The 23,620-nt window shown below is 70.3% G+C and carries 13 protein-coding genes; 1 reads left to right on the top strand and 12 read right to left on the bottom strand.

What is annotated here, in order from left to right; translation table 11 throughout:
* Positions 1-29: 29 nt before the first annotated feature.
* The 5 genes from ABZV44_RS02870 to ABZV44_RS02890 are packed head-to-tail and all read right to left on the bottom strand — an operon-like array spanning position 30 to position 4,131.
* Positions 30-842, bottom strand: coding sequence for a class I SAM-dependent methyltransferase (locus ABZV44_RS02870; RefSeq protein ID WP_354831101.1), 813 nt, complete (start codon positions 840-842; stop codon positions 30-32).
* Positions 839-1,309, bottom strand: coding sequence for a nitroreductase/quinone reductase family protein (locus tag ABZV44_RS02875; protein WP_354831103.1), 471 nt, complete (start codon positions 1,307-1,309; stop codon positions 839-841). Before ABZV44_RS02875 ends, ABZV44_RS02870 begins: the two co-directional genes overlap by 4 nt.
* Positions 1,300-2,037, bottom strand: a complete 738-nt coding sequence (locus tag ABZV44_RS02880) for an SDR family NAD(P)-dependent oxidoreductase (protein ID WP_354831106.1) — start codon at positions 2,035-2,037, stop codon at positions 1,300-1,302. The genes ABZV44_RS02875 and ABZV44_RS02880 overlap by 10 nt, the downstream gene beginning before the upstream one ends.
* A 25-nt stretch (positions 2,038-2,062) precedes the next feature.
* The gene (locus ABZV44_RS02885) at positions 2,063-3,004 is read right to left on the bottom strand and encodes a ketoacyl-ACP synthase III (protein WP_354831109.1); all 942 of its coding nucleotides are present in this window, start codon (positions 3,002-3,004) and stop codon (positions 2,063-2,065) included.
* Positions 3,004-4,131 (bottom strand): cytochrome P450, encoded by a 1,128-nt coding sequence (locus ABZV44_RS02890; protein WP_354831112.1) that lies wholly within the window; start codon positions 4,129-4,131, stop codon positions 3,004-3,006. Before ABZV44_RS02890 ends, ABZV44_RS02885 begins: the two co-directional genes overlap by 1 nt.
* 341 nt (positions 4,132-4,472) lie before the next feature.
* On the opposite strand from ABZV44_RS02890, the gene ABZV44_RS02895 reads away from it, so the two are divergent.
* The gene (locus ABZV44_RS02895) at positions 4,473-6,371 is read left to right on the top strand and encodes an alpha/beta fold hydrolase (RefSeq protein WP_354831114.1); all 1,899 of its coding nucleotides are present in this window, start codon (positions 4,473-4,475) and stop codon (positions 6,369-6,371) included.
* A 60-nt stretch (positions 6,372-6,431) separates the two neighbouring features.
* Here ABZV44_RS02895 and ABZV44_RS02900 read toward each other — a convergent pair whose 3' ends face one another.
* From ABZV44_RS02900 to ccrA, 7 genes are read right to left on the bottom strand one after another with little or no spacing between them, the layout of a single operon-like run.
* Positions 6,432-7,556 carry an acyl-CoA dehydrogenase family protein gene (locus ABZV44_RS02900; RefSeq protein ID WP_354831117.1) on the bottom strand — a complete coding sequence of 375 codons (1,125 nt, stop codon included), beginning with the start codon at positions 7,554-7,556 and terminating at the stop codon, positions 6,432-6,434.
* Positions 7,557-7,582: 26 nt separating this feature from the next.
* On the bottom strand, positions 7,583-8,776 hold the full coding sequence (locus ABZV44_RS02905; protein WP_354831120.1) for an acyl-CoA dehydrogenase family protein: 1,194 nt from the start codon (positions 8,774-8,776) through the stop codon (positions 7,583-7,585).
* A 19-nt stretch (positions 8,777-8,795) separates the two neighbouring features.
* Positions 8,796-9,605, bottom strand: a complete 810-nt coding sequence (locus ABZV44_RS02910; protein ID WP_354831123.1) for an acyl-CoA thioesterase domain-containing protein — start codon at positions 9,603-9,605, stop codon at positions 8,796-8,798.
* Between the two features lie 52 nt (positions 9,606-9,657).
* Positions 9,658-11,118, bottom strand: coding sequence for a polyketide synthase (locus ABZV44_RS02915; protein WP_354831126.1), 1,461 nt, complete (start codon positions 11,116-11,118; stop codon positions 9,658-9,660).
* Positions 11,119-11,137: 19 nt separating this feature from the next.
* On the bottom strand, positions 11,138-17,398 hold the full coding sequence (locus ABZV44_RS02920; RefSeq protein WP_354831128.1) for a type I polyketide synthase: 6,261 nt from the start codon (positions 17,396-17,398) through the stop codon (positions 11,138-11,140).
* The gene (locus ABZV44_RS02925; RefSeq protein ID WP_354831131.1) at positions 17,395-22,395 is read right to left on the bottom strand and encodes a type I polyketide synthase; all 5,001 of its coding nucleotides are present in this window, start codon (positions 22,393-22,395) and stop codon (positions 17,395-17,397) included. The genes ABZV44_RS02920 and ABZV44_RS02925 overlap by 4 nt, the downstream gene beginning before the upstream one ends.
* Positions 22,392-23,618 carry a crotonyl-CoA carboxylase/reductase gene (gene ccrA, locus ABZV44_RS02930; protein ID WP_354831134.1) on the bottom strand — a complete coding sequence of 409 codons (1,227 nt, stop codon included), beginning with the start codon at positions 23,616-23,618 and terminating at the stop codon, positions 22,392-22,394. The genes ABZV44_RS02925 and ccrA overlap by 4 nt, the downstream gene beginning before the upstream one ends.
* Positions 23,619-23,620 lie beyond the last annotated feature (2 nt).

A 23,620-nucleotide genomic window follows, 5' to 3' on the forward strand; every position in this document is an offset into this window, starting at 1 on the left:
TGGGCCGCAGCCGCGCCGGGCCGCGGCCCCTACGCGAAGGTGAGCCGCGCGATCAGATGGCGGTGGTTCCGGACCAGCGGCAGCCTGCGCTGCAGGCCGAGCATCACCGGTGCACACCAGCCGCGTCCGGGCACCATCGGAAGCTCCAGGTAGCCGGAGACGCCCGGGATCCGCTGCGGCAGCGCCCGGGTCTGGGCGGCGGTCAGGCCGAAGGGCATGGGCGGCAATACATAGTCCGATCCGCGGGCCAGCTTGGTCCCGTTCAGCGTGCGCTCGGTCAGGCCGGGCGGCAGGACGTCGAAGATGACGCTCGCGCCCGGAAACCGCTGTGCCATATCGCCGATCAGCGCATAGACCTCGTCCGGCTGCAGGTACATGAACAGGCCCTCGGCCGTGATGAGCACGTCCCCGGCGCCGACCAGGTCGAACCAGGACCGGTCCAGCGCCGACGCGGCGACCGTGCGGACCCGTGACTCCTCCGGCAGCAGCTGCTCACGCAGGGCGATCATCTCCGGCAGGTCCACCGAGATCCAGTTCAGGTCCGGCGTGCCGAGCCGCCAGTAGGTCGTCTGTAGTCCCTCGCCGAGGGCGACCACGGTGCCGCCGGGCGAGTTCCGGTGGAAGCGTTCGATTTCCGCGTCGATGGTGCGGGCGCGCAGCACCTGGGTCTGGGCGGGCCTGCCGAAGCTCCGGTAATCGAAGTAGATCGACCGGCACAGCTCCTCGGCACGGAAATCGCGGAAGTCCGAATCGGTCCGGGCGGATTCGGACGCCCGGCTCCACAGTGTCCACAGCGCGGTCACCGGAACACCCTGCAGCGCCGCCGCATTCGCCTCGCTCACAGTTCGCGCAATCGGACCAGCGGTATCCGGCGTTCGGTCCGGGACTGATAGTCGCGGTAGAACTCGCGGTCGGTCGTCAAGGCGTCCCAAACCTCCTGGTACTCGGGATCTTCGAGGATCTGGGGACGCGCCCGGAGGTCAGCCGCGCGCAGCTTCACCCGCACCTCGGCATTGGCCGCGGTATCGGTGAGGTTCCAGTACCAGGCCGGATGCTGCGGCGCCCCGATGAAGGAGGCGACGACGATGCGGTGCCCCGCCGCGTCGACCCAGAACGGCAGCGCCACCTTGTGGGTCTTCCCGCTCCGCCGTCCGACGGTCTGCAGCAGCAGATGCTCCATGCCCGAGCTGATCCAGACCTCCTCGGCATCGGTGTATTCCATGCCCATCACGTGCTTGCGCCCGAGCTCCACCAGCTTGGCCTGCTCGGGTTCGCTGAACGGATTGTTGCGCTGGTCGGTCAGGCCCACATCAAACCTCCGTTGACATCGAGAATCGCCCCGTTGACGTAGGAGGCGTCGTCGGAGGCGAGGAAGACGGCCGCCTGCGCGGCCTCCTCGACCCGCCCGGCCCGGCCCAGGGCGAACCGCTTGCGGTAGGCGGCCCAGACCCGGTCGTTGTCGGCCAGCCGGCCGCCCATGCCGGCGTCGAGAATGCCGGGCGAGAGGGCGTTGACCCGGATTCCGTACTGCCCCAGTTCGATTGCGCTGGTCCGGGTGAACATCTCGATGGCGGCCTTGGTGGCGCTGTAGCCGGCCGCGCCGACCGCTATCCGGCTCGCCATGGACGAGGACATATTGATGATCACGCCGCCGCGTTCCCGCAGGTGCGGCACGGCCGCACGGGTGCACAGGAAGGTGCCGGTCAGGTTGGTGGCGACCATGGCGTCCCAGTCGTGCGGGGCGAGCTGTTCGATCCGCCCGTCCCGGCTCACCCCGGCATTGGCCACCACCACGTCCAGCCCGGACAGCGATTCCGCGGCCGCGGCCATCAGCTGCTCGACGGCCGCCGGATCGGCGACATCGGCCGGATGGAACAGGCAGCGGTCCGGATATTCCTCCTTGAGGAGCTGGTAGTCCCCGGCCGTGCGCGCCGAGCACATGACCGACGCGCCTTCCGCGAGAAACGCTTTCGCGATCGCGAAGCCGAGCCCCCGGGTGCCGCCGGTGACGACGGCGGCCTTTCCTTCGAGCCGCATCAGGAGTCCTCCGATTTCGTTCGGGTCAATACCACGTCAGCACCGCCGCTCCGGCGCTCATGCCGCCGCCGACGCCGGCCAGCAGAATGCGCTCACCGCGTTGCAGCGGGCGTTCGAGATGGGTGCTGTGCAGGGTGATGGGAATGGAGGCCGCGCCGGTGTTCCCGTAGCGGGGAGCGGTCAGCGGCACCCGGGCGGGATCCATGCCGAGTTCCCGGATACAGGTCTCCAGCAGCCGGGTGTTGGCCTGGTGCAGGATGATCCGGTCCATGTCGGCGAGCGTGAAGCCGGATTCCGCCAGCGCCTCCGCGATGAGTTTGGGCAGCATGGTCAGCACGTAGTCGCGGACCGCGCGGCCGTCCATCCGGAACAGCCGCTCCCCCGCGGGAACCTCGACGAGAGAACGTAATTCACCATTGGTGACCAGACGGCTCGCGTGCAACCCGTAGCCCGGCGGCACCGGTCCGACCAGGGTCGCGCCCGCACCGTCACCGAACAGGCTCACGGTCTTGCGGTCGGCGCGGTTCATGATCCGGGAGTAGATGTCGGCCCCGACCACCAGCGCCGGGTCCGCCCGTTCCCCCTCGCGTTCCAGCAGTCCGGCGGCGACGGTCAGGGCGAAGAGGTAGCCGACGCACACCGAGTTCAGGTCGAAGGCGGGTATGCCGCTGAGCCCCAATTTGTGTTGCAGCGCAGCGGCTGTCGCGGGCTGCGGCTGATCCCCTGTCGAGGTGGCGACGATGACGCTGCCGATCCGCGGCCATGTCTCCCGCGGCCCGAGCAGATCGAGGGCGGCTCGGTGGGCCAGATCGGAGGTGGCCGTGTCCGGGCCGGCGTAGCGGCGGCTGTCGATGCCGGTGCGCTCGCCCACCCACTCCGGTGTGGTGTCCGCCCAGGCCGCGATGGTGGCATTGCCGATCTCGGTGGGCGGCACGTAGGCGCCGGTGCGCAGGATTCCGACCGCCATCACAGGCACACCGGCAGTTCGGCCAGCTGCCAGACCGCCGACCCGCTGTGCCAGCGCACCTGCTCGGGTGCGACCGCGAGCCGGACGCCGGGGTAGTCCCGCAGTAGCGTGCCGATGCCGACCTCGAGTTCCATGCGGGCGATCTGGGAGCCCAGGCAGTAGCGGGTCCCGTAACCGAAGGCCAGGTGGGGCTTGGCCGATCGTGCCGGGTCGATGCGTTCGGGATCGGTGTAGACGGCCGGGTCCAGATTGGCGGCGCCGATGGCCGGGACGACGTAGTCGCCGGGCACCAGGTCCACCCCGCCGAGCCGGATGGGCTCGCGGACCCGCCAGGGCAGTCCCTCACCACCGGCCAGGGCGATGGTGCGTAGCAGCTCGTCGACCGCACCCGGGATCCGGTCCGGATGCGCCCGCAGCTCGGAACACAGGTCCGGGCTGAGCAGCAGGCGCAGCACGAGCTTGCTCAGCATGTGGGCCGAGGATTCATAACCGCCCACGATGAGGGCGAAGACGACGGTCACCAGCTCCCATTTCGCCAGATCGTCGCCGTGGCGGACCAGATCGGAGACGAAATCCCCGGTGGGAGCGGCCTTCCGGTCGGCGATGAGCCGCAGCACGTATTTGCCGAGATCCTGCAGCGCGGCGTCGGCGCCGCGTGCGCCGGCGTCGGCCACGGAGGCGTCGGTGAGCAGCGCACTCACCCAGTCGGCCACCTCGGGTTGCTCGGCTTCGGGAATGCCGACCAGCTCACCGAGCACATTCAGCGAAAACGGTTTGGCGACAGCGGATACGTAGTCGGTGGCCGCCGACCGCTCGAGCTCGGCCAGCCGCCGGGTCATGAGGGCCTCGGCGGTGGCGCGCAGCGCGGTCATCCGCCCAGCGGTCAGTTCCCGCCCGATGACGCGGCGCAGTTTGGTGTGGATACTGTCGTCGAGACTGCCGATGCCGCCCTGCAGCAGCAGTCCGGCGGTGAGCCGCGGCGCGGTGTCCTGGGACATTCCGGTGCGGCTGAACGCCTTCTGCGAATAGACGGTTCGCACATCCTCGTAGCCGGTGACCAGCCAGGCCGCATCGCCGTACGGGTACTGCACCCGCGCGATGCCGCCGGATCCGCGGACCTCGTCCATGACCGGGTCCAGGCCCAGTGATCTCGTTGTCTCCGACGGGTATCTGTGTACGGGACACCGCAGCATATCCATAGAACCCCTCCCATCGGCGGATGGCACGACTGCGCTTCTCCGCCAATCCGTTTCACGGCCGGCTGTTTCCGATTGCCGCGCGACCATGCGCAGATCTATTGCGTCTCAGTGACTTTCAACGTCCATGAACCCACCCCATCGACTCCTTCGCACTGTAACTTGTTCTAGAACTCGATGCAGGGCTTCGGTCGGCAAATCTGCTGTGACCAAACGCATATGGACTCGCGGTGGACCTTTGACTAGAGCACGTTTCATTTCTGGGGAGTGCAATGGAATTCATCGGGAGTACACCCGATCCCGTCACCAGCCCGTTCGCCGTGGTCGAAGGCCGGCCCATGTACCGGTTGCGGCGCTACTTTCCGGAGCAACCGGCGGCGGGCCCGGCCGCCCTGCTGGTACCGCCGCTCATGATGACCGCCGAGGTCTTCGACCTGGACACCGAGACCGGGGCGGTGACGCTGCTGCATCGGGCCGGAATCGATCCGTGGGTCCTCGACTTCGGCTCTCCGGCAACGGAAGAGAACGGCTGGGAACGGACCCTGGACGATCACGTCCTTGCGGTGGCCGCCGCCGTCGACACCATGCGTGACCACACCGGCGACGCGGTGCACCTGGTCGGCTACTGCCAGGGCGGCATGTTCGGCTACCTGGCCGCGGCACACCGGCGCGGTGAGGGGATCGCGAGCATGGTCGGGATCGGCAGCATGGTGGACTGGACGGCCGCCGGGCTCCCGTTCGGCCCGCGCATCGCGAACTTCCTCGCCGAAACGGTGCGCGAGGGCAGCAATATCACCGACTCCATCCTGAAGACCTGGTGGGATCTGGTCGATCCGGTGAACGCGGTGCGCAATCGCGTGCACACCCTGCGCCACCGCTCCGCACCGCGCCTGTCCCCCGCCGAGGAACGCCGCCGCCGGTTCATGGCGGGCGAGGGCCGCATCGGCTACCCGGGTCCGGCGGCCTCGGATCTGCTGCGGCAGTTCGCGATCGGGAATCGCCTGCACTCCGGCGGGTTCGTGGTCGGCGAGCGGGTGCACAGCCTGGGCGAGCTGACCTGCCCGATTCTCGGGATCGTCGGGTCGAAGGATCAGCTCGCGCCCGCCGCCTCGGTGCGCGGCATCCGGCACGCGGCGCGCAGTGCGCCCGTGTACGAGTTCGGTGTCGATGCCGGGCACTACAAGATGGTCGCGGGCGGTGTCGCGGTACGGACGACCTGGCCGGCCATCGCGGACTGGCTGCACTGGCACGGTGGCGACGGGCCGCGCCCCGAGCAGATCGTCGACATGCCCGAGGTCACATCGCCGCCGCCCCGGCCGCGGAGCCGGGCCCAGCGGGCGCTGTTCGCCCCGCCCCGGCCCGCGCGCCCCGGAAAGCTGCTGCCGGGCATCAGGATTTCGCCGGGATCGGCCTGGGGTGCGCGCACCTCCTCGCGCGACTGCCTGCTCTATGCGGGCCGGATGCGCACCGAGGCCGCGGTGAACGCCCGTATCGACACGGTGGCGCGGGCCCTCATCGCGGTGGGTGTGGAGCCCGCCGATCAGGTGGGCGTGGTAATGGGGATGCGACCGGGGGCTCTGATCGCGACGGCGGCCCTGTCGCGGCTCGGCGCGGTGGCGGTGCTGCTTCCCGCGGACGAGAAACTGGCCGCGGCCGTAGCGGCCACCGGCATCGGCACCGTCATCGCCGGCCAGTCGGACATCGACCGCGGCGGAGAGCACGACCATCGACTACTGGTGGTCGGCGATGACGGCGTGCGCGCCGGCCGGAAAGCTGTGGCGGACAAGTACACCGATCTGGACGCCATCGACCTCCGGACCGTGCGCCTACCCGATTGGTACACCCCGAATCCCGGGACCGCCGACGACCTCGCCTTCCTCGCGGTCGACTTCGCGACCCCCACGCCGACGGTCGAGCGGATCACCAATCGTCAGTGGGCCCTCAGCGCGTACGGCATGGTGCCCGCCATCGGCATCGACTACCGCGACACACTGTATTGTGTTGGTGCACTGTCGGATCCGCAGGTATTCGCCGCGACGGGCGCGGCGCTGGTGAGCGGGGCCCGAATCGCGCTGGCCCGCTCGGGGACTCCCCGCCAGATCGAGAACGAGACCCGGCGCTACGGTGCGAGCATCATCGCGCGAACCGGCACTCCGGCTGTGCGACAGTGACATCGGCGGCGAACGGACCGGCGTGATCGCGGAGTTCCGGGATCACGCCGGTCTCCCCCGCTAGAGGGCGGCCGCCATCGCCGCACCCAGTGCGCGCAGGTGGTCCGTCGCGCCGCCGAGGGCGAACTCGTTGTGCTTGGCGGCGGTGAAGTACTGGTTCACGATGTGGTCGCGGTCGATACCGACACCACCGTGCACGTGCACCACGGTGTGTGCGACGCGGTGACCCGCCTCGGCGGCCCAGAACTTGGCGGTGTGCACCTCGGCCCCGGCGGGCAGGCCCTCGGCCAGCCGCCACGCCGCCTGCGTCACCACGAGCCGGACGCCCTGGACGTCGATGTAGGCGTCGGCCAGGCGCTGGGCCACGGCCTGGAAGCTCCCGATCTTGCGATTGAACTGCTCGCGCTCCCGGGCGTACGCCGCCACCAGCTCCAGCCCCTGTTCGAGGGTGCCCAGCTGCTGCGCGGCCAGCCCCAGCCAGGCCCGGTCCAGCAGCCGGTTCAGCATCTCGGCTCCGCCAGCCACCGTGCCCACCGGTTCCGCCGGTGCGGAATCGAATTCGACCGCGTATTCGGGACTGCGATCGGTGGTGATCTGCTCGGTGACCGTGACGCCGGCCGCCGACGGATCGACCAGGAACAGGGCGACCGTCCCGGATACGCTGGCGGGCACCAGGATACGATCGGCCTGGCGCGCGAACGGCACGGTGGTCTTGGCGCCGTTCAGCGTCCAGCCCGCATCCTCGGCCGCCGTGGTGACCGGTGCGGTGGGCTCCCAGTTCCGGGCTTCGCTGAGGGCCACGGTCAGGATGATCTCGCCGGTGGCCGCCCGCACGGCGAGGTCCCGCTGGTTCGCGGTACCGAATTCGGCGAGGGCGGCCGCGCTCAGCACGATGGACCACAGGTAGGGCACGGGGGCCAGGGCCTTGCCCAGCTCGCGCAGGACGGCGGTCTGTTCCAGGACGCCGAAGTCGCTGCCGCCCACGGACTCCGGCAGCGCGGCGGCCAGCACGCCGGTCTCGGCGAGTGCGTTCCACAGCTGCCGGTCGAAACGCACCGTGCGGTCACCGGCGGCGTCGAGGTGCTTGTCGAGTTCGCGCAGCCGGTCCGGGGTGACCAGCTTCGCGCACACCTCACCGGTCAGGCGGGCGAGATCCCGCTGGGCCTCGGTCGGAGTGAAATCCATGATGATTACCGGCCTTTCGGGCGTGGTCAGCGGGTGGCGGGCGGCAGGCGCAGGGCGAACATGGCGATGATGTCGCGCTGGATCTCATTGGTGCCGCCGCCGAAGGTCATGATGAGGCCGGCGCGATGCAGCCGTTCGAGCACGCCGAACAGCTCCACGCCCGCCGAGTCCTGGCAGAGGTGCGCGTTGGGGCCGAGCACCTCCATGAGCAGCCGGTAGGCCTCGGTGGCGAACTCGGTGCCGTACACCTTCAGGCCGGAGGCGTCCCACGGGCGCGGCGCTGCGTCACCGCCGGCGTCGGCGCGCGAGGCGATCTCCAGGTTCAGCAGCTTCATGTACTCGACCTTGGCGTGCACCCGCGCCAGATTCAGCTGCACCCATTCGTGGTCGATGACACGAATACCATTGGCCGCCTTGGTGTTCTTCGCCCATTCGATGGTTTCGCGGAGCGCCATCGTCAGGTGCCCGGCCCCGCTCAGCGCGACGCGCTCATGGTTGAGCTGGTTGGTGATCAGCCCCCAGCCGCCGTTCTCCGGGCCCACCATCGCCGACTGCCCGACTCGGACGTCCTGGTAGTAGGTGGCGCTGGTGTCGGGCCCGGCCATGGTGTGCACCGGCGTCCACGAGAAGCCCTCGGCGGTGGTCGGCACGATGAACATCGACATGCCGCTGTGCTTCTCGGCATCCGGGTCGGTGCGCGCCGCCAGCCAGACGTAGTCGGCGTAGCTGATCAGGGAGGTCCACATCTTCTGGCCGTTGATCACCCAGTCGTCGCCGTCGCGGACCGCGGAGGTGCGCAGCGAGGCCAGGTCGGTGCCCGCGCCGGGCTCGGAATAGCCGATGGAGAAGTGCAATTCACCGGCGGCGATCCGGGGCAGGAAGAACTGCTTCTGCTCGTCGGTGCCGTAGTACATGATGGTCGGCGCGACCGTATTGATGGTCAGGAACGGCACCGGGACGGTGGCCACGGCGGCCTCGTCGGTGAAGATCAGCTGATCCATGACCGAGCCGCCCCGGCCGCCGTACTCCTCCGGCCAGCCCAGCGCGAGCCACCCGTCGCGGCCCATCTCCGCGATGACCTCACGATAGACGTCGCCCTCGCCGTATTCGCCGGTCGGCGCGGCCAGCGCGGTGCGCCGCTCGTCGGTCATCAGGCGGGCGAAGTAGTCCCGCAGCTCGGCACGTAGTTCCTCTTGTTGCGGCGTGTACGCAATCCGCATGACGGTTCCTCCCCGGGGTTCACTGTGGGTGCGGCGCCGAGAATGTCTCGGCCGCGAAGGCGGCCGGATCCACCGCCCGGCGCACATTCGAGATGGTGGTGGCGACGGAGACGCCCAGCGGGCCGGTCCGGTCGTAGAGGGTGGCCGCGGCGATCGCGACGCCGTCGCCGGTGACCTGGTCCTGCGCCTGCAATCCCACCTCCGGCCCCACGGGCAGGCGCGAGAGTGCCAGGGTCACATCGCAATTGATGTAGCCGATGCCCGCGGTACCCCAGTTGCACACCATATTGGTGGTGTCGGCGACATAGGCGGCCAGCTGGAACGGCGAATTGGGTTCGCCCTCGACCAGCGGCGCCATGTCGTGCCACATGCATTTGCGCTCGCTGTTCTGGCCGGTGAGGAAGTCGCCGGTCCAGTCGAGCGCACCCGACTTGAACCGCAGCGGGTGCCACTCGGCGCTCGGCTCGGGTACCGGTAACTGCCGCACCGGCTGCCAGACCTCCCCCGGCGCCGATGCTCCGGCGGCCAGATACATGAGCGTCGCGCGCACCCGCACCTGGTCCTGCTGCACGGCCGAGACGTCGACCACCCGCACGCGGCGGCCGTCGCGGACCACCTCGCTGCGCAGTTCGATCGGTTCGGCGAGGACGGGCCGGAACAGATCCACGGTGAACCGCCCGGGCAGGAATGCGCCGCCGGGACTGTGTGTTTCGGCCTCGCGCGCGAGGAGTCCGGACACCGCGGTCCCGCTCACCTGGTTCGGCGCCCACGGGCTGACCGCGATCTCGGTCGGGGCGTAGCGACCGCCGACCATGTCGAAGAATGCCACCACTGTGCATTACCCCCAAAGAGTCTCGAATTATGGTGAGTAGAACCGTGTTTCAGCTCCGTGCCGGAGGGGCCGCACCGAGGAATGCCGGGACGCAGGGTCCGCGGTTCCATGCTGGCCGGGGGATGTCGCCGCCCGGCGGGAACGCGGCGGTGGTCTCCGGCGCGGGTCCGACGATCGCGTGCGCATTGGTGCCGATCGCACCGAACGAACTCACCCCGGCGAGCGGGCCGGACTCCGCGAGCGCCCAGTCGGTGCTGTGGCCCGAGATCCGAACGTCGGTGCCCTCCAGGTCGATTCGCGGATTCAAGGTCTGGAAGTGGGCCAGCGGCGGCACCGTGCGCTCACGAATACACAGCAGCGCCTTGACGAGCCCGACCACACCGGCGGCGGCCTCCAGGTGACCGACATTGGTCTTCGCCGCGCCCACGTGCAGCGGTCTGCCGCCATTGCGGGAGCCCAGCGCGGCGACAATGGCACTGACCTCGATGGGATCGCCGAGTGAGGTGCCGGTGCCGTGCGCTTCGACCATCCCGATCTCCTCGGGTTTGCACCCGGCGTCGGCCAGGGCCGCCTCGATCACGCGGCGCTGGGCGACCGCGTTGGGTGCGGTGAAACCGGAGGAGCGGCCGTCCTGGTTGACGGCGGTGCCGTGGATGACCCCGAGCACCCGGTCATTGTCGCGTTCCGCGGCGGCCAGGCGCTTCAGCACGAGCATGGCGCAGCCTTCGCCTCGCACATAGCCGTTGGCACGGGCGTCGAAGGTCTTGCACAACCCGTCTGGTGCGAGGGCTCCGGTCTGCTGGATGACCGCGGTGGACCCGGGGGCCAGCATCAGGCTCACCCCGCCCGCCAGCGCGATCTCGGATTCGCCGCGCCGCAGAGCGGCGACCGCGTGATGGACGGCGACCAGCGAAGAAGAGCACGCGCTGTCGAAAGCTGTTGCGGCACCCGTGAATCCGAAGTGGTAGGCGATACGTCCCGCCGCGAAGGCGTTGCCGATGCCCAGCGCCCAGTGCGGATCGACCTGCGGCGGCTCCCAGGCGGCGTAGTCCTGGCGGCCGGCGATGCCCACGAAGGTGCCCACCGACTCCGGCAGCTCCCGGTCGGGCCGCAGTCCGGCGTGCGCCAGCGCTTCCCAGGTCACCTCCAGCAGTATGCGGTGCTGCGGGTCCATCGCTTGGGCCGCGCGCGGGCTGAGCCCGAAGAAGTCGGGATCGAAGTCGAGGGCGTCGTCGATGAAACTGCCTCGCGTGGGCAGGAAGTCCCATTCGTCCTCGAAGGGCCAGCGCCGATGCGCGGGCATCTCGGTGATCAGGCTGCGCCCTTCCCGCAGTGCCGCCCAGTAGCGGTCGAGATCGGTGATGCCGCCGGCCAGCCGCAGGCCCACGCCGACGACCGCGATGGGCCCGCCGGGGCTCTGCCCCGCCGATTGCTCGCGCAGCTGCTTGATGGTCCGGGTGGCACGGCGCAGGGCCGCGGTCAGTGCCTCGCTCGAATTCGGATTGTCCATGGGAGTGCCTCCTGAGGGGTCAGCCGATGGTCACGTCGGCCGTGGACAGCGAGGCGGCGAGCCGTTCGCCGATCGCGCCCGCCAGGGTCTCGGCGGTGCCGTAGGTCCACAGCAGCGTGGGTGAAAGCCGCAGCGCGAATGCGGATTCCAGCCGGTTCCGCATTTCCAGGCTCATGAGCGAGTCGAGTCCGAGCGCCTTGAAGGGTGTCCGGGCGTCGAGGTCGGCCGGTTGCATGCGGAGCACGCGCGCGGCCACCTCGGTGATCTTGTCCCGCACCAACACGTGCCGGTCCGCGGGAGCCGAATCCGCCAGCGCGGTGTGGAATTCACCGGCAGCCCGCCCCGCCGACTCGACGGCGGCGCGCTGCCGCAGCAGTTGCCAGCTGGGCTGGGCGGCGGCATCGGGGTACGCGTCGAACCACTGCCGTTGATCGAAGGTCATGTAGCCCACGACAGTGCGTTCCTCGGTGAGGAAGGCGGCCATGGCGGTCCACGCCTCATCGGTGGGGTAGCTGCTGATGCCGTGTTCGGTGAGCCGGGCGTGGCGATTGTGTTCTGCCGCGGCGAGACCGACCTCCGCGAAGTATCCCCACTCGATGCTCAGTCCGGGCCGCCCCGCATACCGGCGGGCCGCGGCCAGCGCGTCGAGATAGGCATTGGCCGCCGCGTACGCGCACTGCCCGGGGTTGCCGATCAGCGCGGCGGCCGAGGAGAACAGCACGAACAGATCCAGGGGGTCATCGGCGGTGAGCGCGTCCAGGTGCCGGGCGCCGTCGATCTTCGGCCGCAGCACCCGCTCCATCCGGTCCGCGTCGACACCGAGGATGGTGGCGTCGTCGAGGACGCCCGCGGCGTGGAAGACCCCGCGCAGCGGCGGCAGCTCCGCCCGGATCGAATCCAGCACGGCGGCGAGGGCTTCCGCGTCCGCGACATCGGCCCGATAGCTGCGCACCGACGCCGTGTCCATGGTGTCCGGCGCACTGCGGCCGACCAGTGCCACCGCGCCGGCACCGTTCGCGAGCAGATGGTCGGCCAGGCTGCGCCCCAGGGCGCCGTGGCCACCGGTGACGAGATAGGTGCCGTTCGCGCGGAAACGCCCCTCCGGCAACGGCTCCGGCACGATGTCGGTCACCGTGTCCGGGCTCGCGAGCACCAGCTTGCCGATGTGCTCATCCCGGGCCAGGTCCCGCAGCACGGTGGCGGCATCGGCGAAGTCGTGCACGGTGACGGGTCCCGGAACGACCCGGCCCGTGCCGATCTGCTCCCACGTCTCGGCCAGCGCGGCGGCGAAGCGCTCGGGACGGCGTGCCATCAATCCGGTGAGATCGACGGCCGCGAAGCTGATTCCCTTCGCGAACGGCCGCAGGCCGACCCGGCGATCGGCGTGAATGTCCCGCTTGCCGACCTCGATGAACCGGCCGTCCTCGGCGAGCACGTCGATGCCGAAATCGATCGCGCGGCCGGAGAGCGAGTTGAGCACCACGTCGACGCCGTGCCCGCCGGTCACCGCCCGCACCTCGTCCGCCCAGCCCAGCGTCCGGGAATCGAAGACGTGCTCGAGCCCGTGTGCGCGGCGCAGGTATTCCCGCCGCTCCGCGCTGCCCGCGGTGGCGATGATCCGCGCCCCGAGACCACGGGCGACGCCGATGGCGGCCAGTCCCAGTCCGCCTGCGGCGGAGTGGATCAGCACGGTCTCCCCCGGTGCGAGCCGGGCCAGTGTGACGAGCGCGTACCAGGCCGTGGTGGACACCATGGGCAGGGCCGCCGCGATGGTGGCGGGCAGGGCATCCGGTATCGGTTGCGTGTGATCGGCGCGCACCGTCAGATGCGAGGCCAGCGCACCGAATCCACAGCCCACCACGCGATCGCCCACAGCGCGTCCGGTCACCTCGGGGCCGACCGCGCGAACCACGCCCGCGCATTCGAGGCCGAGCGGGTCGTGGCCCGCCGAGTCGTCGGGATAGGCGCCCGCCGCCTTCAGGGCATCGATGAAATCGAGTGCGGCAGCTTCGATTTCGATCAGCACCTTACCCGGCCCGGGTGGGCGGGTTTCCAGGGGCCGGTAACACAGACCCTGCCAGGAGCGGCCGGGAGTCACCGCGAGCCGGAAGGGCTGTGCCGTGGTTCGCCAGGGCCGCGCTGCCGCAGTGCTTTCCGCTTGCTCGCCCTGTTCGATGCGTCCGGCGTAGCGCCGACGGGGGCGCAGGGCGAGCTGGTCCTCACCGGTGCGGGCCAGGAGTTCGGCGGCGCAGTCGTCGAACAGCTCCCCGCGCTCGGTGTCGGGCGGCGCGGCGAGATCGATGATCTCGGCGGACAATTCGGGGTGCTCGCGACGCAGGACCCGGACGAATCCCCAGTACAGCGCGCCGCCCGGATCAGGACGCTCACCGTTCCCGACCGCCTGGGCGGCCGTGGTCACCACGACCAGACGCGGTGTCGCCGAAGTCGATCGGACACACGAGCCGACGAGTTCGGCGAGCTCGAGCAGGCCCCGGCGCTGTGCGTCCAGGCCGTCCCGGGCCGTGGGCGCGGCGAAGACCACCGTGCTGGCCCGATCGGCAGCGGCGCCGACCTCGGCGTCCCTCCGCCGCAGAGCCTCCGTCAGCTCGCCGGCTGTTCCGGCGGACCCGGTGATGGCGAATGAGTCCGGGGCGCTGGTCGTTTCGCCGCGCGCGAGCGCGTGCCAGGTGAAGGCAAGCTCCCGGTCGTAGGACCTGGCGTCGGCACGGTCGTCGTCGATCGAGAGGAGCTCGAGGCCCAGGATGCGGGCCAGTGGCGCGCGCTGCTCGTCGTAGAGATGGATGTCGGCGGTGGTGTCCGAGCGCCGGATGGCATACGCCCAGGCGGCGTCGACATGTCCGGCCGGTTCGGCGTCCAGGATCAGTTCTTCGATGCCGCCGGGCAGGATCGTGTTCTCGCCGTCGAACAGGGCCAGTCCGGCCTGCATGGCGCAGTCCACGAGCGTGGCGTGCAGCTCACCGGGGTGCGACATCGCCCGGGCGTGTTCGCTCAGAGCGATCCTGGCCAGTGCGAACAAGGTCGTGCCGTCCCGCCAGCGCCGGAGTTCCCGCACGCCTTGAAAGTCCGGGCCGAGCTCCACCCCGCGGCGGGCGCAGGCCGCGTAGAAGTCGGCGACCGGGATCGGCTCGCCGATTGTCGGCTCACCGGGACCGAAGGGGAACGGCGGCGGCGCGGCCGCGGACTCGAGCGTGTGCAGGGCACAGCCCCGCGCGTGTACCGTCCAGCTGTGCGTGCCGGCGTTCAGCGCCGCGATCTCGAAGCTGATCCCGGCCGGAACGTCCTCACGCAGGGTGACCTCGACCCGGACCGGAGCGTCACCGACGGTGAGCATTTCGACGAACCGCAATCCCGACAGGCCCGCCGGGCCGGTGCCCAGGTGGGTGCGAGTGACCGCCATGGCCAGCACCGCCAGCATGGCTCCCGGCACCACCACCGCGTCGCCGACCACGTGATCGGCCAGCCACGGCAGCGTTTCCAGATCGATCGGCACGGTCGCCTGCCAGGCCCCCGGCTCGAGCCGGCTGGGGTACACCGGAGCTTGCAGCGTGCCGGCTGCCGTGTCACTCGGAGCACCCGGACCGGCGTCCGGCAGCCAATGCGATTGCGGCCGCAGCGGATACGGTGGCAGCGCGATCGCCGGCACGGCGGCCGTCGCGAAGGGCCGCAGTCCGGCGACGAAGGCGCGGGCGCGGCTGCGGCGCAGCTCGCTGCGGGGGTCGCAGTCCCGGTAGAACGACGGCAGCACCATCGGCGGGTCGGTGCGCTCGGCGGCCAGCTGCTCCACGGCGGGCAGCAGCACCGGGTGCGGGCTGATCTCGATCACGTGCGTGACACCGTCGTCGAACGCCGCGGTCATCGCCTCGGCGAAAAATACCGGGCTGCACAGGTTTTCCACCCAATAGTCGCCGACGAGATCGGTGGCGGTCACGGCCTTCAGCCGGACCGTCGACATCATCTCCACGGCATCCGGCAGCGCCGCCGTGCCGTCGAGCGGTGACTCCGTGCCGCCCGGTAGCGATACGACCCCGGCGAGCGCGGCCTGCAGCGGTACCCGTACCCCGGCCATCCGCGGGCTGTGCGAGGCGTAGTCGACATTCACCATCCGGCAGAACACGCCGTCGGCCGCCAGGATCTCATCGAGCGCCTCGATGGCGTCGGTATCGCCGGAGAGCACGCACGAGGTCGGCCCGTTGTGCACGGCCAGCGCCACCAGATCCTCGAATCCGGCGATGGCAGCGGGAATCTCGGCCACGGGCAGCTCGACGGCCAGCATGCGGCCGGTGCCCGCGACCGAGCGCAGCAGCGCGCTGCGCCGGGACACGATGAGCGCAGCGTCATCGAGGCTGAGCAGCCCCGCAACGGTGGCCGCCGCGATTTCGCCCTGGCTGTGGCCGATGACGACATCGGGCACGATGCCCGCGCGCCGCCACCCGGCCGCGATACCCAGCGACAGCGCCCACAGCACCGGCTGCACCTGATCGACATGGTCGAGCCAGCCCGGTCCGGCGGCGCCGGACAGCACCGCGGCCGGATCCCAGTCGACATACGGCCGCAGTGCCGCGGCGCATGCGTCGATCGTCTCGGTGAAGGCCGGATCCTGTCCGTAGAGTGCGGCACTCAGCCCGTGCCATTGGCTGCCCTGGCCGGGGAAGACGAAGGCGGTGCGGCCGACCTCGTGAGCCCGGCCGGTAAGCACGGACGGGAGCTCAGCGGCCGGGTCATCGGCGTGCTGGCGCAGGGCCGCCGCCACTTCCGGTGGCGATGCGCCCAACACCGCGCTCCGCAGCGGCAGGGCCGGTGCCCGCCCGGCCAGCGCCGCGGTGATCGCGTCCAGCCGGTCGGGTTCGGCGTCGACCAGATCCGCGATATCGCGGCAACGCTGCTGCAGCGCGGCGCTGGTGTGCGCGGACACCGGCACGAAACCCATTGGCTCGGATTCGGTTTCGCGCGCAACCTCGCTGATCACCCGCGCGGCCGATGCCGTGCCACGCAGCACCACATGCGCATTGGTGCCGCCCCACCCGAACGAGTTCACGCCGATGTGGACATCGTCGTGCGCCGGAAGCACCGTGCGCTCCCGCACTATTCGCAGGTTCAGCTTGTCGAAGGCGATATCCGGATTCGGCACCTCGGAGTGCAGACTCGGTGGCACCGTGCCGTGTTCGAGACACAGCACGGCCTTGACCAGTCCAGCGATGCCCGCAGCCGCCTCCAGGTGACCGATATTGGTCTTGACCGACCCGATCAGCAGCGGTCCGCTGCCGGCACTGCGCGCGGTTCCCAGGATCTCCCCGAGCGCCTCCGCTTCGATGGGATCGCCGCGCCGCGTTCCGGTTCCGTGCGCCTCCACATAGGCGAGCCGATCGATGTCCAGGTCATGGTCCAGGTACACGCGCCGCAACAGGTCGCGCTGGCCCGCGCCACTGGGCGTCACCAAACTCTCGCCGCCACCGTCGTTGTTCACGACGGACGCCACGATGACGGCCCGCACCCGGTCGCCGTCCCGCACCGCGTCCCGCAGCGGTTTGAGGTAGAGCGCGGCCACGCCCTCACCGCGGACGAATCCGTCCGCGCCGGCGCCGAAGGCCGCGCACCGCCCGTCCTCGGACAGCCCGCCGAAGTGGGTGAGCCCGATCGAGACGTCCGGTGCGAGCATCAGATTCACGCCGCCGACCAGCGCCGCGTCGATGTCTCCCGAGCGGATCGCCCGGACCGCCAGGTCGAGTCCGACGAGCGCGGACGAGCACCCGGTCTCGACGGTCATGCTGGGCCCGGTCAGGCCCAGGGCGTAGGAGACCCGCGAGGCGATCACATCCAGGGCATTGCCGACCGAACTGTGCTGGCTCGCCCCGACACCTCGCTGCCTGCGCAGGATCTCATAGTCGTGCCAGGACGCCCCGACATAGACCCCGGTGCGCGTGCCGCGCAGCGCTTCCGGTGGAACGCGGCTGTCTTCCACAGCGCGCCAGGCCATTTCGAGCATGAGACGCTGCTGTGGGTCGATGTCGGCGGCCTCGCGCGGGGAGACGCCGAAGAACGCCGCGTCGAAACCGTCGACACCATCGACGAATCCGCCGACGGCCTGGATCCGCTTCTCGCGGTCCAGCGGTGCGCTCGCGTCCCAGCGCTGTGCGGGTACCGGGCGAATGGCGTCGCCACCCGCGTCGAGCAGCTCCCACAGTGCGTCGATGTCCGCGGCGCCGGGAAAGCGGCCCGCCATGCCGATGATGGCGACGGGCTCGCCGGAAGCGATGGTCATGCGGGTGTCCTCATCGACTGGGCGTCGATCACGCCGGTCAGGCGGGCCAGGAGCGCGTCGGGTATCGGACCGCCCTCGTAGATCTCGGACAGGCGCTCGAGCAGCAGCTCGACCTCGGCGACGATCGGGGCGGCGAGTTCAGCGGCTCGCGGGGTGACCTGGTCCAGCACGTGCTTGGCCAGCAGCCTGACCGTCGGGTGCTGATAGATCACCGCATTGCCCAGCTTCACCCCGGTCATCGCCCGCAGCCGGGCCCCGAGTTCGATGGAGCTGAGCGAGTCCAGGCCCATCTCGGCGAACGGCCGATCCGGTTGCACCGCATCGGGTGTGGCGTAACCGAGCACGATGGACACCGGCGTCTTGAGCAGGTCGGTCATCGCCTGGTGCCGCTCCGCGGGGCCGAGCCCCGCCATGCGCGCAGCCAGTTCCGTCGAATCACCCGCCTGCTGGGCGGCCTGCGGCCGGGCGGGCGCCAGCGCCCGGAACAGCGGGGCGGGTTCGCCGGTCGGCTCGGCCGCGGTCAGCCGCGTCAGGTCGAGCCCGATCGGCAGCACGTACGGCTGTCCGGTACCCAGGGCGGCATCGAAGAGCTCCATGGCCGCGGCGGTCGGCATCGGGGTCAGACCCATGCGGCCGAGCCGCGCCCGGCCCTTGTCGTCGAGCCCACCGGTATTGGAGGTGTCCTCGGCCCACCAGCCCCACGCCATGGCGGTGGCGGGCAGCCCGCGGCGATGCCGGTATCGGGCGAGGCTGTCGAGGAAGACATTGGCCGCCGTGTAGTTGGCCTGGCCGGCCCAGCCGAAAGCGCCCGCGGACGACGAGAACAGCACGAACATCGACAGATCGAGATGCTGGGTGAGCTCGTGCAGGTGCCAGGCGCCATTGGCCTTGGCGGGCAGCACGGCGTCGAGCTGTGCCTCGGTGAGGGCGGCGAAGGTCGCGTCGGCCAGCGTGGCCGCCAGATGGACGACCGCTCCGACCGGATGTGCGGCCGGGACGCCGTCGATCGCCTCGGCCAGCGCGTCGTGGTCGCCCGCGTCGCAGACCGCGACCGTCACCTCGGCGCCCTGCGCACCCAATTCCGCTGTCAGTTCGGCGATTCCGTCGGCATTGCCGCCGCTGCGACTGGTGAGCAGCAGGTGCCGGGCGCCGTAGGCGGAGACCAGGTGCCGGGCGATGATGCCGCCGATCTTGCCGGTGCCACCGGTGATCAGCACGGTGCGGTCGGGATCGAAGGCGGACGGACCGGATCCGGTGAACCCGGGATCTTGGGTGGCCACCGGGTCGATGCCGGAGCGCAGTCGCCGGGCGAGGAATTCGCCGCGCCGCAGTGCCAGTTCGGGCTCGTCGAGGCGCAGCACCGTCGCTATCTGATCCAGGCTGACGCCGGCCTCGTCGAGATCGACCTGCACGATGCGGTGCGGATGCTCCCACTGCGCCGTACGCACCAGCGCCCACACGCTCGCGCCCACCAGATCCGAGACGTCCTCGTCGGCCTCGGCCGCCTGCACGCCGCGGGTGAGGATGAGCAGCTTGGTGTCGGCGAATGGTGGTGCGGCCAGCCAGGTTTGGAGCTGACGCAGCATCAGCGCGAGTTCGTCGCGCAGAGCCCGGGGCTGATTCGTCCCCGGTTCGACGACGGTGGCGGAGGCCACCCGCGACCACACCACGACCGACGGCGTCTCGGCTCCGGAATCCACTGCGGTGTAGAGAGCTTCGAGATCGGTATAGCGAGCCGGACCGGCCTCGCCGCGCGCTCCGAAAGGCGTCTTTCCGACGATGGCCCACTCGCCCTGACGGGTGGCGTAACGCCCCCGCCACGCCTGCACAGTCAGCCAGTCGACGCTGTAGAGCGCATTCCGCCGCGCAGATCCGCCGGCGGCGCGCTCGGTCGGTGCGACGACACCCATTCCCACGGTGCCCTCGGCAATGATCCGGCCGGTGCCGTCGCCGAGCGCCCAGCGGAAACGGTCCGTCCCCGCTGAGGTCAGCCGCACCCGGAGCGTCTTCGCGCCCACCGCACGCAGTTCCACGTCTTCCCACATCACGGGGAGCCGGATCCCGTCTGCCTGCAAGGGCGTAGCGGCCGCGAAGACCGGTTGCAGGGCAGCGTCCAATAGTGCCGGATGCAGTCCGTAGTTATCCGCGTCGGCCACGGAATCGGGCAGGGCGACCTCGGCGAATATTTCGTCGCCCCGGTGCCAGATACGCCGCACGCCTTGGAAAGCCGGGCCGTACCGGTACCCGAGCGCGGCGAGGGTCTCATATACCGGACCGGGCTCCAACCCTGGCGTCGCGCCGACCGGGGGCCAGACGGTCAGCCCGTGGGTGTCGGTATCCGCGGTCCTGGAGCCGGAAGTGAGCACGCCGTCCGCGTGCCGGGTCCAATGGCGCTGCCCGAGTGGGGCATCCGCGTCCTCCGGGCTCGAGAAGACGGCCACCGTGCGCTGACCGGATTCCCCCAGTTCGCCCACCACGACCTGCAGGTCCACTGCGCCCGCGGTGGGCAGTGTGACCGGTTCGTGCATGGTCAGCTTCCGGACCCGCGGGACGCCGAGCCGGCCGCCCACGTGAAAAGCCAGCTCCACCAGCGCCGCAGCGGGCAGCGCCGCGGTGCCGCGGAGGGCGTGATCGGCGATCCAGCCCCGGGTCGCCCGGGAGGTGCGGGTGACGAATTGGAAGCGGTCCGCGCCGGGAACCTCGGCCACCGCGCCGAGCAGCGGATGCCCGGCCGCGGCCAGACCGAGGTCGCCGGGCTCCTCGCCGCCCGTCTCCGCCACGCCGGCTGTCGAGTACGTCCGGTGTTGGAAGGCATAGGTGGGCAACTGAATCGGTCGTGCGGAGCCGACCGGGTAGATGGTCGACCACTGTGGCGACACCCCTCCGACATGGGCCTCGGACACGGAGGCCAGCAGGCGCCGGATACCGGCGTCGTCGCGCCGGAGCGAGCCGGTGACGAGACAGGAATCGGCTGCGGCGCCGAGGGATTCGTGCATGGCGGCGGTCAGCACCGGGTTCGCGCTCATCTCGAGGAAGGCGTTGTATCCGGACTCGGCCGCGGCCTGGAAGCCTGCCTCGAAACTCACCGCCGCGCGCAGGTTGCGGAACCAGTAGTCCGGGCCCAGCTGTTCGCCGCCCAGCACCCCGCCGGTGACGGTGGAGAAGAAGGTGATGCCGGTGGCCCGCGCGGTGATCGGTGCCACGGCGGCGTCGAGCCGCTCCCGCAGGACATCGACATGAGCGGTGTGCCCGGCGCAGTCGGCAGGAATCCGCCGCGCCCGCACGGCCGCCCGCTCACAGACCTCGAGCATGCGGGCCACGCCGTCCACCCCGCCCGCCACGACGGTGGCGGTCGGGGAGTTGACGGCGGCGACGTGCAGATCGTCGATGCCCGCCATGAATTCGCGCACCCGCGCCACCGGGGCATTGACCGACGCCATTCCGCCGGTGCCGTCCAATTCGCGCAGCAGTCTGCTGCGCAGTGCCACGATCCGGGCGGCGTCGGACAGCGTCAACGCGCCCGCGACATACGCGGCCGCCACCTCGCCCTGCGAGTGACCGAGCACCGCGGCGGGCTCGATACCGAACGAACGCCACAGTGCCGCAAGCGAAACCATCGTCGCGAACAGGGCGGGCTGCACGACGTCGACGTGCTCGAGCGACGGCGCGCCCTCGGCCTCGGTGAGTACATCGGTCAGCGACCAGTCGACGAACTCCGACAGCGCCGCCTCGCACGCGGCGATCTCGGCGGCGAAAACCGGGGACTCGGCCAGCAACTGGGCCGCCATGCCCTGGTACTGCTGGCCCTGCCCGGGGAAGACGAAGACCACCCGGCGATCGGCGGCCAGCCCGCGAATCGGCCCGACCGGCTTACCCTCCGCGACGGCCGCCAGCCCGGCCAGCAGGTCGATACGGTTGCGGCCCAATACCGCCGCGCGATGGTCGAACACGGTGCGGGTCGTGGTCAGGGCGTGACCGACCTCGCGGGCAGTGAATTCCGGATGCGCCCGGACATGGTCGGCCAGACGCGCGGCCTGCTCGGCCAGCGCCTCCGGAGTCCGGGCGGAAAACGGCCACACGGTCAGGGGCACCCGCCGGGTGGGATCGACCGGCGTGAGCGGGGGCCCGGGCGGGGCCTGCTCGAGGATGACATGGGCATTGGTGCCGCTTACACCGAATACCGCCACCGCGGCCCGGCGCGGGCGGTCGTGTTCCGGCCACGGGACGGCCGGGGCGGCGGCGACGGTGGGTGGCACGAGCCCGTGCCGGATAGCCTGAATCGTCGTGAGGACGCCCGCGAGTCCTGCTGCCGCAGACCCGGTTTCGGGCCCCGCGACGACATCGATGCCGGCGGCCGCGAGTTCAGCATTGGCCAGGGCGGCCCGGATCGGGCCCTCCTGCGCACCGGGCCCGGCGGCACCCTCGTGCTTGACCGCGGAGCCGCGCAGCACGGCGAGCACCTGGTAACCACGGCGGTGGGCCTCGGACAGTCGCGCCAGGACCAGGACCGCCACACCCTCGTGCGGCCCGTCGGCCCCGCCGATCAGGGCGAGCGAACAGTCGCCGGCCGCGATCGCCCGCGCCGCGAGATGCACGGCGACCAGTGCGGCCGAGCCCGCCGTGTCGATGCTCAGCGCGGGGCCACGGAAGCCCAGGATGGTAGCGACGCGGGCGTAGTCGCCGCCCGGGGCGCCGAGGTAGACGCCGGTGTCGCTGTCCCGCAGCGTTGCCGGGTCGATCCCGGCGTACTCCAGTGCCTGCCAGCCTGTTTCGAGTGCCAGCCGCAGACGCGGGTCCATGGCTTCGGCGTCGGGCAGGCTGATGCCGAAGAACTCCGGATCGAATCCATCCGGTTCGCCGACGACGACCCCCGCGGCGGCATCTCTTGTTTCGATCAGACTGCGCCACAACGATTCCGGCGAATCGATGCCACCGGGCAGTCGGCACGCCATTCCGACCACGGCGATCGAGTCTTCGACAAGAACATGATCTGTCACGACGGCCCCCCGTTGACCAGCACCGCCATGTTTCCGGGCGGCTGCTCGTTGTCACACATCAACTGATGCATCTTTCCGATGTCGGCGAACGCGCCGACCTGCGACAGACACGGATCGATATCGCCGGTCGACACCAGCTCGGTGATGGCTCGGCACTGCTGCAGGTTCGCGAAATGCGATCCCTGCAAACGTTTCTGGCGCATCCACAGGTATCTCAGGTCGATATCCGCGTTGTATCCGGTGGTCCCGCCGCAGATGGCGACCATGCCGGCGTTGTCGCACAGGTAGATCGACGTCGGGATGGTGTCCTGCCCGGAATGCTCGAGAACTATCCGCGGCGCGCGCTTCGCACCGAGCGCTTCCCGATACCTGGCACCGAAGCGCCGCACTTCCGCGAACCAGGCCGCCATCGCGGCCTCGTCGCCGATGTCGGGAAGCCTTCCCCAATGGGAGAATTCGCGCCGGTCGACCGCACCGACGGCCCCCAGTTTCGCGCAGTACTTCGCACGCTCCGCGTTGGAGACGACCGCGACCGGCCGCCCGCCGTAGGCCCGGGCGATCTGGATGGCCATGGATCCCAGCCCGCCCGCGCCGCCCCAGATCAGCACCGGATCGCCGGGCCGCACCACATTCGGATGCCATCCCAGCAACTGGCGATACGCGGTCGCGCCCGTCAATATGAAGGCCGCGGCTTCGGCCCAGGACAACCGCGCCGGTTTGGGATGGCACTGATAGTCCTGCACCACCGTGAATTGGGCGAAGGAACCGAAATTCTCCTCGTATCCCCAGACACTTTGACTCGACGATGTCATCGGGTCCGCGCCCATCCGGATATCGTGTGCCGATTCATCCCAGAGGCACGAGGACAGGACGACCGAATCACCGACGGCGACATGGTCCACCCGATCGCCGACCGCCCAGACGATTCCGGAGCCTTCCGAACCGCCGATGTGGAAGTCCTCGGCCGCACCGCGCTTGCGCCGTGCCGCGATCACATCGAGCGGTTTACCCCGGGCCGCCCAGACATTGTTGAAATTGATCCCGGCGGCCATGACGTAGACGAGCACCTCGTTCGGCCCGATCCCCGGGACGTCGACGATTTCCTCGCGAAACGCGTCGATCGGTTCGCCGTAGCGATCGGGGCGGATGACCGAGGCCAGCATCTTCCGCGGGACGTACCCGACCGGTGGCAGCTCGCCGAGCTCGTACAGCGACTTCTTCACCG

This window comes from Nocardia sp. NPDC004860 (assembly GCF_040609015.1).
Classification (GTDB): Bacteria; Actinomycetota; Actinomycetes; order Mycobacteriales; family Mycobacteriaceae; genus Nocardia.

What these genes read in the sequence shown, in the direction of transcription:
- ABZV44_RS02885 (WP_354831109.1), bottom strand. Translation starts at nt 3,004, where the DNA reads ATGGCGGTCGGAATCCTGCGCACCGGCGCCTACGTGCCGCCCACCGAG.
- ABZV44_RS02915 (WP_354831126.1), bottom strand. Translation starts at nt 11,118, where the DNA reads ATGGACAATCCGAATTCGAGCGAGGCACTGACCGCGGCCCTGCGCCGT.
- ABZV44_RS02895 (WP_354831114.1), top strand. Translation starts at nt 4,473, where the DNA reads ATGGAATTCATCGGGAGTACACCCGATCCCGTCACCAGCCCGTTCGCC.
- ABZV44_RS02920 (WP_354831128.1), bottom strand. Translation starts at nt 17,398, where the DNA reads ATGACCATCGCTTCCGGCGAGCCCGTCGCCATCATCGGCATGGCGGGC.
- ABZV44_RS02900 (WP_354831117.1), bottom strand. Translation starts at nt 7,556, where the DNA reads ATGGATTTCACTCCGACCGAGGCCCAGCGGGATCTCGCCCGCCTGACC.
- ABZV44_RS02890 (WP_354831112.1), bottom strand. Translation starts at nt 4,131, where the DNA reads ATGGACGAGGTCCGCGGATCCGGCGGCATCGCGCGGGTGCAGTACCCG.
- ABZV44_RS02880 (WP_354831106.1), bottom strand. Translation starts at nt 2,037, where the DNA reads ATGCGGCTCGAAGGAAAGGCCGCCGTCGTCACCGGCGGCACCCGGGGG.
- ABZV44_RS02905 (WP_354831120.1), bottom strand. Translation starts at nt 8,776, where the DNA reads ATGCGGATTGCGTACACGCCGCAACAAGAGGAACTACGTGCCGAGCTG.